This window comes from Lentzea sp. HUAS TT2 (assembly GCF_051853195.1).
Lineage (GTDB): Bacteria > Actinomycetota > Actinomycetes > Mycobacteriales > Pseudonocardiaceae > Lentzea.
In genome coordinates, this window is record NZ_CP196667.1 from 6886499 (window position 1) to 6899761 (window position 13263).

General features: G+C 72.0%; 14 protein-coding genes. 7 read left to right on the top strand and 7 right to left on the bottom strand.

The genetic code is table 11. The annotated features are described in order from the left end of the window. Positions 1-8: 8 nt before the first annotated feature. Positions 9-446, top strand: a complete 438-nt coding sequence (locus ACSHWB_RS33170; protein WP_439657223.1) for a GNAT family N-acetyltransferase — start codon at positions 9-11, stop codon at positions 444-446. Here ACSHWB_RS33170 and ACSHWB_RS33175 read toward each other — a convergent pair. Then, the gene (locus ACSHWB_RS33175; protein WP_439657224.1) at positions 392-1663 is read right to left on the bottom strand and encodes a cation:proton antiporter; all 1272 of its coding nucleotides are present in this window, start codon (positions 1661-1663) and stop codon (positions 392-394) included. The genes ACSHWB_RS33170 and ACSHWB_RS33175 overlap by 55 nt on opposite strands. A 138-nt stretch (positions 1664-1801) precedes the next feature. Between ACSHWB_RS33175 and ACSHWB_RS33180 the strand changes: the two genes are divergently transcribed. Next, positions 1802-2704 (top strand): S1 family peptidase, encoded by a 903-nt coding sequence (locus ACSHWB_RS33180; RefSeq protein WP_439657225.1) that lies wholly within the window; start codon positions 1802-1804, stop codon positions 2702-2704. Between the two features lie 4 nt (positions 2705-2708). Here ACSHWB_RS33180 and ACSHWB_RS33185 read toward each other — a convergent pair whose 3' ends face one another. Beyond that, on the bottom strand, positions 2709-3443 hold the full coding sequence (locus ACSHWB_RS33185; RefSeq protein WP_439657226.1) for a zf-HC2 domain-containing protein: 735 nt from the start codon (positions 3441-3443) through the stop codon (positions 2709-2711). A 67-nt stretch (positions 3444-3510) separates the two neighbouring features. On the opposite strand from ACSHWB_RS33185, the gene sigC reads away from it, so the two are divergent. Continuing rightward, complete coding sequence (sigC, locus tag ACSHWB_RS33190; RefSeq protein WP_439664716.1) at positions 3511-4089, top strand: RNA polymerase sigma factor SigC; 579 nt, start codon at positions 3511-3513, stop codon at positions 4087-4089. On the opposite strand, the gene ACSHWB_RS33195 is transcribed toward sigC, so the two are convergent. Beyond that, positions 4086-4760, bottom strand: coding sequence for a DJ-1/PfpI family protein (locus ACSHWB_RS33195; RefSeq protein WP_439657227.1), 675 nt, complete (start codon positions 4758-4760; stop codon positions 4086-4088). The genes sigC and ACSHWB_RS33195 overlap by 4 nt on opposite strands. A gap of 72 nt (positions 4761-4832) precedes the next feature. Between ACSHWB_RS33195 and ACSHWB_RS33200 the strand changes: the two genes are divergently transcribed. Further along, positions 4833-5960 carry an MFS transporter gene (locus tag ACSHWB_RS33200; protein WP_439657228.1) on the top strand — a complete coding sequence of 376 codons (1128 nt, stop codon included), beginning with the start codon at positions 4833-4835 and terminating at the stop codon, positions 5958-5960. Beyond that, entirely contained in the window at positions 5957-6712 is a 756-nt protein-coding gene (locus ACSHWB_RS33205) for a hypothetical protein (protein WP_439657229.1), read from the top strand. The genes ACSHWB_RS33200 and ACSHWB_RS33205 overlap by 4 nt, the downstream gene beginning before the upstream one ends. On the opposite strand, the gene ACSHWB_RS33210 is transcribed toward ACSHWB_RS33205, so the two are convergent. After that, entirely contained in the window at positions 6693-7775 is a 1083-nt protein-coding gene (locus tag ACSHWB_RS33210) for an acyl-CoA dehydrogenase family protein (protein WP_439657230.1), read from the bottom strand. The two genes, ACSHWB_RS33205 and ACSHWB_RS33210, sit on opposite strands and share 20 nt — an antisense overlap. Before the next feature lie 84 nt (positions 7776-7859). Here ACSHWB_RS33210 and ACSHWB_RS33215 point away from each other — a divergent pair, with 84 nt between their 5' ends. Beyond that, entirely contained in the window at positions 7860-9527 is a 1668-nt protein-coding gene (locus tag ACSHWB_RS33215; protein WP_439657231.1) for a CoA transferase, read from the top strand. Next, the gene (locus tag ACSHWB_RS33220; RefSeq protein WP_439657232.1) at positions 9524-11020 is read left to right on the top strand and encodes a class I adenylate-forming enzyme family protein; all 1497 of its coding nucleotides are present in this window, start codon (positions 9524-9526) and stop codon (positions 11018-11020) included. The genes ACSHWB_RS33215 and ACSHWB_RS33220 overlap by 4 nt, the downstream gene beginning before the upstream one ends. On the opposite strand, the gene ACSHWB_RS33225 is transcribed toward ACSHWB_RS33220, so the two are convergent. From ACSHWB_RS33225 to ACSHWB_RS33235, 3 genes are read right to left on the bottom strand one after another with little or no spacing between them, the layout of a single operon-like run. Then, positions 11001-11759, bottom strand: a complete 759-nt coding sequence (locus ACSHWB_RS33225; protein WP_439657233.1) for a metal ABC transporter solute-binding protein, Zn/Mn family — start codon at positions 11757-11759, stop codon at positions 11001-11003. The genes ACSHWB_RS33220 and ACSHWB_RS33225 overlap by 20 nt on opposite strands. Further along, entirely contained in the window at positions 11735-12562 is an 828-nt protein-coding gene (locus tag ACSHWB_RS33230) for a metal ABC transporter permease (RefSeq protein ID WP_439657234.1), read from the bottom strand. The genes ACSHWB_RS33225 and ACSHWB_RS33230 overlap by 25 nt, the downstream gene beginning before the upstream one ends. Continuing rightward, a complete protein-coding gene (locus ACSHWB_RS33235; protein ID WP_439657235.1) occupies positions 12559-13200 on the bottom strand; it encodes a metal ABC transporter ATP-binding protein in 642 nt (213 codons plus the stop codon). The genes ACSHWB_RS33230 and ACSHWB_RS33235 overlap by 4 nt, the downstream gene beginning before the upstream one ends. Positions 13201-13263: the final 63 nt, after the last annotated feature.

Here is a 13263-nt window from a genome sequence, read left to right on the forward strand (position 1 = left end):
TGGTCACCGTGACCACCTTCACCCACACCATCGCCGAGCTCGACGGCGCGGAGACCGCCCTCGCGTTCGACGCCATGCGGGAGCTCCGCCCGCACCTCACCGACGTCGACGAGTTCGTGGAGCTCGTGCGCGGCCAGCGGCGGGAGGGCTACCGGATCGCCGCCTCCTCCGACGCGGACGGCCGGGTCGTCGCGGTGGCCGGGTTCCGGCACATGACCAACCTCTACGCGGGTTCGCACCTCTACATCGACGACCTGAGCACGCTGCCGCCCGCCCGCGGCCAGGGCCACGCGAGCGCCCTGCTGCGGTGGGTCGACGAGGAGGCCCGCCGCCTCGGCTGCGCGGGAGTGCACCTCGACTCCGGGACGCCGCGGCACGACGCGCACCGCCTCTACCTGGCGTCCGGCTTCGTCATCCCGGCGTTCCACTTCGCCAAGAGCCTCTGAAACGGCGTCGCCCCCACGCCGTGCAGGGCGACGCTGCCGAGCACGCAGACCACGGTGATCGTGAGGATCGTGTCGGCGGCGTTCCCCTCGGGCAGCCGGTTGAACGCCAGCAGCCCGAACACGATGGTCGTCGTGCCGCGCGGACCGAGCGCGCCGACCAGCAGGCGTTCACGGCGGGGCATCCGCGTGCCGGTGAGCGCGAGGAACACGGGTCCGAGCCGCACCACGGTCAGCACGGCCGCGCAGAAGAGCAGGACCTGCCACGAGACGCCCAGGTAGAACGTGAGCACGGCGGCGATGCCGACCACGAACCACATGGTCATCGTCAGCAGCCCGGTGACGTCCTCCAGCAGGTGCAGGTCGGTGTTCAACGCGTCGCCGCGCGCCTCGGCCCGGCCGGTGCGGACCCGGCGGGCCTTGAGCAGCCGGTGCACGTACCGGAACGCGATGCCGCAGACGAACGAGGCGACGAAGCCGTTGCCGTCGATCGCGACCGTCGCGGTGTAGGTCAGCAACGGGGCCAGCAGCACCGCGACCCGTGCGGACTGCTCGCTCACCCAGTCCGCCTGGTGCGCGAGGTCCATCAGCCAGCCGAGCAGCGTGCCGATCACGACACCGGCCAAAATGGCCTTCAGCGCGAACGGCAGCACGGTGCCCAGCGCCTCCAGCGGCGTGCGGTCCTGGGTGTCGTCGCCCGCGAGGATCAGCGCGAACAGGAACAGCGGCGTGACGATGCCGTCGTTGTAGCCGCTCTCGACGTTCAGCGTGCCGCGCACCCGCACCGACAGCCCGGGGTCGCGCACGACCCGTTCCGCCGGGGCGAAGTCGATCGGCACCGTCACGCACGCGACCAGCAGCAGCACCGCCCACGGCAGTGTCGGGAACAGCAGCCAGCCCAGCAGCGCGGCCACGGCGATGCTCACCGGCATCGCCACCAGCAACACCCTCGCCACCAGGCCGGGGTAGGCGCCCCAGAGCCGGCCGGCGCGCACCTCGGTGGCGTCGACGAACAGCAGCACCGCGAGGATGATCTCGGCCGCGTGCTGCACCGACTCGGTGTTGAGGCCCTCCGCGATGGCGTTCGGCTCGAACAGGCCCACCACGACCCCGGCCAGCACCATCACCAGTGGCGCGCCGAGGAGCCAGCGGTCCAGCCGGTTCGCCGCCAGCGACCTGACGACCATGGCGAACGCGGCGGCGAGCAGCAGCGAGTTCATGCGCCCATCTTCGCGCCTGTGTCCTAAGAGGACATCCGCGGGTCTCGGCGGGTCCGGCAATTCACCTAAACCGGAACGCCGCGCTGTACGTACACCCAGACATGAGCGGATCTCATTCCGGTAACGAGAGGGCGCCACATGGGCAAACACCACGATGACAACCGCCGGGCGAAGGTGATCGCGGGCGCCATCGGGCTCGTGGCCGTGGCGATCACCGCCTCGACGTTCACCGCGAGCCAGGCGGCGCCGCAGCTGCGTACGGCACCCGCGCAGGCCACCGAGACGTTGCGGGAGAAGGCTTCCGTGCCGGGCACCGCGTGGGCCGTCAACCCCACGACGAACGAGGTCCTCGTGACCGCCGACAGCACGGTGACCGGCACCAAGTGGGACAACCTGGTGTCCACGGTCAACGCCATGGGTGCCGGTGTGAAGCTGCAGCGCACGGCCGGGACGTTCAAGCTCTTCGCCGAGGGCGGTGACGCGATCTTCGCCGGCAACAGCCGTTGTTCGCTCGGCTTCAACGTCGTCACCGGCGACGGCCGCCCCGCCATCCTCACCGCGGGCCACTGCACGGCCGCGGGCAGGCAGTTCTCCCTGACACCGGGCGGAAGGGCCGCCGCCACCGTCGTGCGGTCGACCTTCCCGGGCAACGGCGACTTCGCCCTGCTCACCTACAACAACCGCGACACCGCGGCGCCCAGCGAGGTCGACACCGGCAACGGCCGCAAGGTGCGGATCCAGCGCGCGGCCGAGGCCCGCGTCGGGACGCAGGTCCAGCGGATGGGCAGCACGACAGGACTGCGCGCCGGACGCGTCACCGGCCTGAACGCCACGGTGAACTACCCGGAGGGCCGCGTCACCGGCCTGATCCAGACGACCGTGTGCGCAGAAGGCGGCGACAGCGGCGGACCGATGTTCACCGCCAACGGCAACGCGATCGGCCTGACGTCGGGCGGAAGTGGCGACTGCCGCAGTGGCGGCGTCACGTTCTTCCAACCCGTCACCAGGGCGCTCGCCGCGGTGGGCGCACGCATCGGGTGATGCCTCAGGCTGCGTCCCGACGGCTCACGGGGCGCAGCCTGATCCGGCGCCGCACGCGCGTGCGGCCGGCCCGGTCCGTTGTGGACGCATCGTGCGTGGTGTCGCCCTCGTTGTGCGCCAACGGAGTGCGGTCGCCCGGCCCGCGTTCGCTGAAGTGCACGAACACCAGCAGCACCAGCCCGACGAGCAACAGCGAGTGCGAGAACACGCGCGCCGCCGTCGCCGTGCCGCTGACGAGGTCACTGGCGGAGTAGGGGATGAGCACCGCCACGAACGCGGCCGTGACGGGCAGCATGCCCGCCACGGCTGAAGGACGCAGCGCTGTCCACAACAGACCGAGGCCGAGCGCGAGGTTCCACGCCGTGCTCTCGTTGAACAGGTGGCTGCTGTCGACGCCGGTCGTGTGGCCGCTGTGCGCGGACGTGCTGACGCCCAGCACCTGCGCGAGCCCCAGGGTGAGCTGTGCGACGGCGACCCCGGTGAGCAGGCCGCGCGGCAGCCAGCCCCTCGGCGCGGCGGGGGTGATCGGCGGCGCGGCGTCGAGGATCGCCGCGGCCAGGTCGGGAACCTGCGTGGCGGGTCTCACGCGGAGGGTGCGGGTGAGCGCGGCCGCGCTGTCGTGCCACTCCTGGCAGGACGCGCAGCTGTCGAGGTGCGCGTCCACCTGGTCGGCGGGCACGCCCTCTGGTTCCCCGTCGAGCCTCGCGGACAGGGCTTCGCGGCAGATGTAGCACTCCACACCGACATTGTCGGCTATTGGCCGTTCACAGTTCCCGGCAATCTCGGACGTTGGGTTACTCTGCCGAATCGTGTCGACTTCGAGGAGTGACGACGAGGCGGTGACGGCGTGCGCGCTGGCCGCCGGTGCCGGTGATCGCGAGGCGCTGGAGCGGTTCATCCGCCTGACGCAGCGCGACGTCTGGCGGCTGGTCGCCCACCTCGGCGGCATCGGCGTCGCCGACGACCTCACCCAGGACGTCTACCTGCGGGCACTGCGCAGCCTGCCGGGCTTCGAGGCCCGTTCCTCCGCCCGCACCTGGCTCCTCTCGATCGCCCGCCGCACCGTCGTCGACCACATCCGCGCCGCCGTCGCCCGCCCGTCGATCGCCTGGTCGGCCGACTACCAGGTCGCCTCGGACGCGGACCGCTACGCGGAGCACGCCCGCTCGGCGGGGTTCGAGGACGTGGTGGAGCTCAGCCTGCTGCTCGCGGGCCTCGCGCCCGAACGCCGCGAGGCCCTGCTGCTGACGCAGGTGCTCGGCCTGTCCTACGCCGAGGCCGCCGAGGTGGCGGGCTGCCCGATCGGGACCGTGCGGTCGCGGGTGGCCCGTGCGCGCGAGGACCTGATCAGCGGGCAGGACCACGAGGACGTCGGCGTCGTCTAACGCTGCCAGACGGTTCCGCGGCGCTCGTACTCCAGCACGGTCTCCGCGCGCTGGGCGGTCTGCGCGCCGACGAACCGTTCGACCAGCCACAGCGCCACGTCCAGGCCCGAGGTGATGCCGCCGCCGGTGACCAGGTCGCCGTCGTCGACCACACGGGCGTTGATCACGGTGGCGCCCTGGGCCGCGAGGTCGGCTTTGGCGGCGGAGTGCGTGGTCGCGTTGCGGCCCTGGGTGATCCCCGCCGCGGACAGGACCATCGTGCCGGTGCAGATGCCTGCCTTGAGCGCGCCGGACTCGGCCAGCCTGCGCAGGAACGCGCGGTCGCGGATCAGCGGGTGCACGCCGGGGGCGCTGGGGTTGGCGTAGCCGCCGCCGGGGACCACGAGCACGTCCGCGTCGCCGGGCGACCAGCCGTTCGGCACGTCGACCTTGGTGCCGTAGGTGCAGGTCACGGTGCGCGGCCGATCTGTGGAGACGAGGGTGGTGCGGATCGCGCCGCCGCTGAGCCTGCCGGCCAGGCCGAGCACCTCGACGGGGGCGATGAAGTCCTGTTCCTCGACGCCCTCGAACATCAGTACCTGCACTCGCAGCGGTGTGGCCGCGGTGGCGGTCGCGGTTCCGGTGAGTCCCAGTGACAGCGCCGAAGCGCGCAAGAAGGTTCGACGTTCCATGGCCCACTGGTCGGTGCGCCCCCGCGTTCGGTTCCCGGGGAACTTCCTGGCTCGTCCGTGCGACTAGTGGTCGTGGAGAAGGTTCACCTGCGCGGGCGGGCGGCGGTGCCGGTGCTGACCACGGCGGCGATGACGGCGTCGATGCTGCCGTTGTTCCTGCTGGGAGCGCTCTCGCCGGTGCTGGTGCGGGAGTTCGGCATCGCGCGGCCGTTGCTCGGGGTGCTCGTGACGGCCGGGTTCGGGGTGGCCGTGGTGCTGTCGCTGGCGATCGGGCCGGCGGTGGACGCGCTGGGGCCTCGGCGTTCTCTCGTCGCGTTGTTCTTGGCCAGTGCCTTGGCGTTGACGGTCCTCGCTGCCGCGCCGCACTACGTTTTCCTGGTGCTCGCGGTGGCACTAGGTGGGATTCCTCAAGCGTTGGCGAATCCTGCTACCAACAAGCTGATCGCTGTCTCCGTGGACGCGCCGCGCCGGCCCGTTCTGCTGGGGATCAAGCAGTCCGGGGTGCAGCTGGGCGCGTTCGTCGCCGGGTTGCCTTTGGCGTGGCTCGCGGAGGGGGTGGACTGGCGGCTCGCGGTCGGTGTCGCTGCTTTTGTGGCTCTGCTGGCGGCTTTTGCGTGTCTGGCGTTGCCGGAGGACCCGGCTCCTGCCCGCCGTCCGGCGCTGAACGTGTCGCTGCGGGCAAACGCGTTGATCTGGCGGCTTGCCGGGTTCTCCGTGCTGCTCGGGTCCGGGATCGCCGCGGTGAACACCTATGTGGCGTTGTTCGCTGCCGAGGAGCTCGGGTTCCGGGCGCCGGTCGCGGCCGGGTTGGTGGCGGTGCTCGGTGTGGTCGGGATCGTGGGCCGGATCCTGTGGTCGCGGGCGGCGGGGAGGTCGGCGGGGTCGTTGCTGGTCTGGTTGTGCGCTGGAGCTGTGTTGTCGCCGGTGCTCCTGCTGACCGGGGCGCCCGCGCTGGCCTGGGTGGCGATGGTGGTCGTGGGCGGGTGTGCCGTCGCGGCGAACGCGATCTCGATGCTGCTGGTCGTGGCCTCTTCCGCGGGACCTGAGCTGGGACGGAACTCCGCGCTCGTGTCGGCCGGGTTCTTCGCCGGGTTCGCGGTCGGCCCGCCGGTCTTCGGGCTGCTCGGCTACACGGCCGGCTGGGTGCTGGTGGCGGCGGAGTTCCTCGTGGCGGCGATCGTCGCGCGGCGGGTGCGATGAACCGCGTCGACGCCGTGCTGGCGGAGGTGGGCTCGCGGTTCCCGCTGTACGCCGACCCGGTCTCCGGTCGTTGGCGCACAACGGCTCGCGGCTCGTGGGCCGGCGGGTGCTGGGCGGGGTTGCTGTGGCTGCACGGTCACCGTGATGCGGCGCGCTGGACGGCCAGGCTCTCCTGTTGGCACGACACCGACACCGTGTTGCAGGGCCTGATCTTCTGGTACGGCAAGGGAGACACCGAACGCGCCGCTTGGTCGCTGGCATCACGTGCTTCTGGCGGAGTGATCCCGTGGGGCACGGCGTTCGGTCCGGACACCGGGATCCGGGCGGACGGCGCGGCCGGTGCGGTGCCGTTGCTGGCCTCCGCCGGCCTGCACGACCTCGCGCGGTCTCATGTGGACGCTCATCTGCGGTTGACCGAGACCTGGCCGCGTGGCCGGGCATGGTTGCTTCTGGCGGCGGCGGACGCGGTGCAGCGGCTCGGCGAGGACTACCGCCCGCTCGCCGAGTCGATGGCGCTGGAGTGGCGTGCGCCGGGCGACACCTCGGCCGACGCGATCGCCGCCGTCGCGATGCTCAAGCTCGGCCTCGACGCGTCGCCGGTGCTGGCCAGGTTGGGGGCGGCGGTGCACGACGGCAGGCTGCTCGGCGGCACCTACGACGACCTGTCGAACCACGAACTGGTGTGGGGCACGTTCTTCTACGCCCTGGCACTGGCGATCGCGTCCGGGGAGGTCAGTTCGCGCGAGTTCTGAGCACGCGCCGCGCGGTGTCGGAGACGTGCATCTCGTCGGCGCCGTCGAGGATCCGTGCCGCCCGGCCGATCCGCGCGAGCATCGGCAACGGCGTGCCGGGCCCGAGGCCCTCCGCCCCGAACACCTGGATCGCCGCGTCGGTGACCTGGTGCAGCGTGCGCGCGGCCGCGACCTTGGCCAGCCCGATCGCGGTGCGCGCGTCCTGTTCCGCCGCGACGAGATCCGCGGCCTGCCGGGTGAGCGCCCGCGCCGACCGGATGGCCAGCAACGACTCGAAGACGTGCTGCTGCACCAACTGCCGATCGGCCAGTGCACTGCCGCGCACCTGACGTTCGTTGGCCCGCGCGCACATCAGCTCGAACGCGCGCTCTGCCATCCCGATCCACCGCAGGCACCGCAACGTCCGCCCGAGCGCGAGCCGCGTCCCGGCGATGGCGAGCCCGTCACCCTCTTCGCCGAGCAGGTGGTCGTCCGGTACGAACACGTTGTCGAGCGCGATCTCGAACTGCCCGCCCACGCCCAGCACCGGAATCTCCCGCACCACCCGGAAGTCCGTGACGACGAACAGCGACCCGCTCGCCAGAACCGTGACGTAGGAAGCACTTCCGGCCCCGGTCGTGAACCACTTCCGCCCGTTGATCCTCCACCCGCCGCAGGTCCGAACGGCTGTCGTGCGCGCGGCCATTGGATCAGAGCCAGCCACGCCGGGCTCCGTCATCGCGTAGCTGCCGCTGATCTCCCCGGCCACCAACGGTTTCAGCAGCTCCAGCACGGCCGGACGGGCGAAGCGCTGGAACATCCGCACGTCGAGCAGGCAGGCCGACCCGAGCGCGGCCGGCCCGTGATCACTGCTGCCCTCCTGCTCCGCCACCGCGAAGTACTCGTCCAGCGCGAGCCCGCCACCGCCCAACTCCCGCGGCAGTGGCAAGGCCCACAACCCCGCGGCCTTCGCCAGTTCCCGCAACCGCGCCAGTTCCGCCTGACCTGCCGCACCTCCGGCGTCCAGCACCGTCTCACTTGGCCGCACGTGCTCGCACACGAACGCGGAAACCCGTTCCCGCACCGGCGTTCTCCTCCCACTGGGAACTCGGGCGGTGTCCCGTCCGACTGGTGGACGACCGAGCACCGCCGCCAGGAGGAGGCCCGCGTGACCCTGCACCTCGACCGGACGACGAGCGATCCGCCGTTGTCCGCCAACGAGTTCACCGTCCGCGGCGACTCGGCCGCGGCCGACGTGCTCGGTGCGCTCCTGCACCAGTCGGGCGCAAGCGTGTCCCGGTTCCCGGCCGAGCACGGTGAACCCGCCCACGTCTCGGGCCCCTGCTCGCTGACGGTCAGCTGGGCCGGCCCGTTGCGCGGCGGCCAGGTGGTCGACGAGGCGAGTGCCCAGGCCGTGTGCGGCCCGATGCACGTGCACGGCCGCAGCCAGGGCTCACCACGGGGCCTGGGCCTGGACTACTGCGCCACCGCCGCCGGCGTCATCGGCGGTACCGGGCTGCTCGCGGCGCTGTTCGGCGGCCGGTCGCTGGTCACCACGAGTGTTGCGCAGGCCGCGCTGATGACGGTCTCGCAGTACCTCGCGGCGGCTGGTGCGCCGGAGGCGGAGGCGACTGCGTTGGAACCGGGTGGGCCGCCGTTCCTGAGCTCGGACGGGGTGCTGTTCGAGGTCGAGGCGCTCGATCCTGGGGTGTGGCAGGCGTTCTGGGCCGGTCTCGGCGTGCCTGGGCGGGTGATCGGGGCGGGGTGGCGGCCGTTCCAATTCCGGTATCCGACGGCTACCGCGCCGCTGCCAGGGGAGTTGCACGCGGCGGCGGAGGGGCGGACGTTCGCCGAGTTGACGGCGCATGCGGGGGCGACGGGGATGAGCATCTGCCACCTGCATCCGCCTGGCTCGACGGGTGGGCCGGTGTTCGAGCTGGCTGCGGCGGACCTCGCGGGTGGGAGGGGAGCGGCGTGGCTTGGCGAGAGGTCCTCCTCCATGCCGCACCCCGCCTCCGTGCCGCACTCCGAGCCCGCCCTGCCTCTCTCCGGCCTGGTCGTGCTGGAAGCCGGCCGCCGAGTCCAAGCCCCCTTGGCCGCCCACCTACTGGGCCTCCTCGGTGCCACCGTGATCCGCGTCGAACCCCCTGGCGGCGACCCGCTGCGCGGCATGCCACCCATGTGCGGCAACGCCTCCGCCCGCTGGCTGGCCCTCAACCGAGGCAAGAGCGCCGTCGAGATCGACATCAAGGACCCGGCCGACCGCGACCGCCTCCGGGAGCTCGTCCGCACCGCCGACGTCTTCCTGCACAACTGGGCCCCCGGCACCGCCGAACGCCTCGGCCTCGGCGCGCACGACCTGGCCGCGGTGAACCCGGCACTGGTGTTCGTCCACACCTCGGGCTGGGCGAACAGACTCCCCGGCGCGCCGATGGGCACCGACTTCATGGCCCAGGCCCGCACCGGACTCGGCGCACTGCTGAGACCAGCGGACGAGCCCCCGGCGCCGTCGCTGATGACCCTGCTCGACGTGCTGGGCGGCCTGCTCGGCGCCTGCACGACCGTCGCGGCCCTGCTGCAGCGCGAACGCACCGGCAGAGCGGTCCGGGCCGAGTCGTCGTTGCTGGCGGCGGCCGAACTCCTGCAGATGAACGCGAACGGCCGTCCCGCAAAAGGATTCCGCCGGCCCCTGCTCGGCGACGGCGGGTGGGTGCACGACGGCGTGCCCGTCACCGACGACCTCGCCTCGATCAGCACCGACCCGCGGTTCGCCGGTGTGGTCGCGCTCGACTCCGACCGTTGCCCCGAAGTCCTGACACCCTGGAGGTTCAGATGACGACCACCACCGTCCACGACCTCGTTCCTGCCTCGCTGCGCCACGAGTGGGCCGAGCAGGGGCACTACCCGGATCGCGACATCTACGACCTGTTCGCGGTGCGGGTGTTCTTAGACCCCTTGCGCACAGCCGTGATCGACGACGACGGCGAGCTGACCTACGTGCAGCTCAACGAGATCGCCCTTCGGATGGCCGCGAACCTCGACGCACGCGGTGTGCGGCCCGGTGACGTGGTGGCCGTGCAGTTGCCGAACGGCCGGTACGCGGTCGCGGCGGATCTCGCCGTCGCCGCGGTGGGTGGCGTGGTGCTGCCGTTCCCGGTCGGGCGCGGGGAGCACGAGGCGCGGTCGCTCGTCAGCCGCAGCGGGGCGGTGGGGGTGATCGCGGACGACCTGCCGGGAGCGTGGTCCACGGCCTCGTTGCTCGCGCCGGCCGGGGTGTTCGAGCCGGTGCGCTCCGATCCGAACGGGCCGGCGCGGATCCTCGTGTCGTCGGGCTCGGAGGCCGAGCCGAAGATGGTGCTCTACTCGCACAACGCGTTGCTCGGCGGGCGGGGTGCGTTCGTCGGCAGGCTGATTCCGCCGGGCGAAGCCTTAAAAGCGCTGTTCCTCGTGCCGCTCGCGTCGTCGTTCGGCAGCAACGGGACCACGGTCACGCTCGCGCGGCACGGCGGCACTTTGGTGTTGCAGGGCAAGTTCAGCCCGCAGTCCACTGTGGAGCTGATCGAACGGGCGCGGCCGACGCACCTGTTCGGCGTGCCGACGATGTTCAAGATGCTGCTCGACCAGCCGGGCGACTTCGAGTCCATCCGCGTGATCGCCCCCGGCGGCGCGCAGCTCGACGCGGCGACGGCCCAGGCGTGCCGCGAGGTGTTCGACGCCGTCGTCGTGAACGTCTACGGGTCGGCTGACGGCGTCAACTGCCACACCGCGCTGGACGACCCGCCGGACCGGGGCGCAGGCCGCCCGAATCCTGCGGTGGCCGAGATTCTCGTCGTGGACGACTCGCTGAACCCCGTCCCGGCAGGCGCGGTCGGGGAGATCATCGCGCGCGGACCGATGAGCCCCTTGCGGTACGTCGACGACGACCTCAACGCCCGCTACCGCACGCCGGACGGCTGGGTCCGCACCGGCGACCTCGGCGTGTTCGACGCCGAGGGGTACCTCGACGTCGTGGGGCGCCGCAAGGACATCGTGATCCGCGGTGGTGCGAACATCAGCCCGGCCGAGGTGGAGCAGGCGCTGGCCGCCCACCCGTCGATCCGGGACGTCGCCTGCGTCGGCGTGCCGGACGAGCTGATGGGTGAGCGGCTGTGCGCGTGCCTCGTGGTGAGCGCCCCGGTGACCGTGGAGGAGCTCGGGGAGTTCCTGGGGGAGCTCGCCCGGTTCAAGCACCCGGAACACCTGCTGGTGCTGCCCGAGTTCCCCCTCAGCCCCGCGGGCAAGGTCGACCGGGACGCCCTGCGGCTGCTCGCTAGGCGAGAGCGTCGCTGATCGTCTTGGCGTTGGCGCGGTAGACGCCGAGCAGGTCGTTGTCGTCGTCGGGGTAGTTGACGAGGTTGACCTGCTCGGCGTTCGCGTCGGGCAGCACGGTCCCGGTGCTCATGTGGGAGTTCTCGAACACGAACTGCGGCGCCTTGTTGCGCAGCTCCAGGACCTGCGACGCGGTGACCGGCTCCGGCCCGTACACGCCGAGCAGCTGCGCGCCCGCGAGGTCGGCCGCGTAGCCGACGAACATCTGCGCGACGACCTTGGGCTGCTGCCCGCCCGGCCACTTGGCCTTCACCTCGCCGGAGAGCTTCGTGTACTCGGCGTCGAAGCCCTCGATCCACTTCTTCGCCGCCGCCTGCGTCCCGAACAGCTCGCCGAGCCGCGTGACCTCGGCCTTGACCTTGTCGCGCGAGTTGTCCAGGGCGACCTCGACCTTCTTCGCGTTCGACCCGGCGGCGTCGGTGATCTTCGTGGCGAACGACTCGAACGGCGCGTACAGCACGTAGTCCGCGCCCGCCACCGCCTTCAGGTCGGACGGCTTCGGGTCGTAGTCCGGCGCGTGCAGCACGGACTTGGGCACGATCACCGTGACGTCGGTGGCGCCGGCCGCCTTCGCGAACCCGGCCTCCCAGCTCGTCGTCGCCACGACCCTGGGCCCGGACTGCGGGGACGGGGTCTGCGCGGTCGTTCCGCACCCGGCCAGCAGCAGTGCGGCGGTCAGTGCGAGGAGGCGGACTGCCATGCGAGGGTTCTCCGTTCGGGAATGAGATGAGCGGCGAGCGCGACAGCACCCGCCAGGAGCACGAGGACCGGACCAGGCGGCTGGTCCAGCAGCAGGGCCAGGGCGAACCCGGCCAGGTTCACGACGACGCCGATGCCGACCGCCCACAGCGCCATCCCGGTCAGGGACTGCGCGAGACGGCGGGCGGCGAGCGCGGGCAGCAACGTCAGCGCGTCCACCAGCAACGCCCCGGTCAGCCGGATCGCCCCGGCGATCGCGATCGCCACCAGCACCAGCAGCACGAGCGTCAGCCGGTTGACCGGCACGCCCGAGCACGCGGCCAGCTCGCGGTCGTGCAGCAGGAGCGCGAGCTGCCTGCGCCGCCACACGAACAGCCCGGGGACGATCACCGCGAGAGCGCCGAGAAGGATCACGTCACCGGTCTTGGTCGCCAGGATCGAGCCCCACAGCAGCTCGAACGCCGCCGACGCGTTCACCCCGGAGGTCGACAGGACCAGCAGCGCCGCGGCGATCGCGAGGCTCATCAGCAGGCCCATCGCCCCGGACAGGCCGGAGGAGCTGCGGGCCAGGGGAGTGAGGCCGGCGCCGGACAGTCCACACGCGACCACCGCGCACAGCAACGGGTCCAGGCCGGTCAGCAGGCCGACCGCGATGCCCAGCAACGCTATGTGCATCATCGCGAAGCGGACCGGCATGATGTCGAGGCCGATGATCACGACGCCGACGATCGGCAGGGCCACGGCCCCGAGCAGCAGGGCGAACGCCGCCCGTTGCACGGCGGCGAGTTCGAGCAGCTCGATCATGTGATCTCCCGCAACGTCCCGGCCGCCATCTCGAGGACGCGCTCACACCGCTGCACCACGGCCCGGTCGTGCGTCACGACCAGCACCGTGACCGGCAGGCTCGTCAACAGCCCCGCGACCGCCGCCTGCCCCTCGAAGTCCAGCGCCGCGGTGGGTTCGTCGGCCAGCACCAGCCCGGCCCCGGCCTCGATGCACCCGATCGCCCGCGCCAGGTAGGCCCGCTGCAACTGCCCGCCGGACAACGTGTGCACCGGCTGCCGTCCGAGGCCGCCGACCCCGAGATCCCGGGCGGCCGCACGGGCATGTTCCGGGGCGCCGCTGCTCGCCAGCAGTTCGTCGACCAGTAGCGGGAACCGCCCGGCGGCCTGCCGTTGCGGGATCCACGCGATCTCACGCCGCCGGCGCGTCCAGTCAGCGGCGGTGCGGGCCTGGCGCGCACCCACCTCGACGACCCCGCTGGACGCGCGGTGCAGGCCGAGGACAGCGCGCAGCAGCGTCGTCTTGCCGGAGCCGTTGGTGCCGGTCAGCGCCACGCGCTGGCCGGGAGAGACGTCGAGCGAGACGTCGCGCACGACCGTCCTGCCGCCGTGCGCGCAGCTCACCCCCGCCAGCCGCACCGGCAGACCTGTCGTTTCCACGAGCATCTAGTCGGTGCCCGAACCCGATCAGTTCCCTCCAAAGGGTGAGTTCGGGAACTTCTG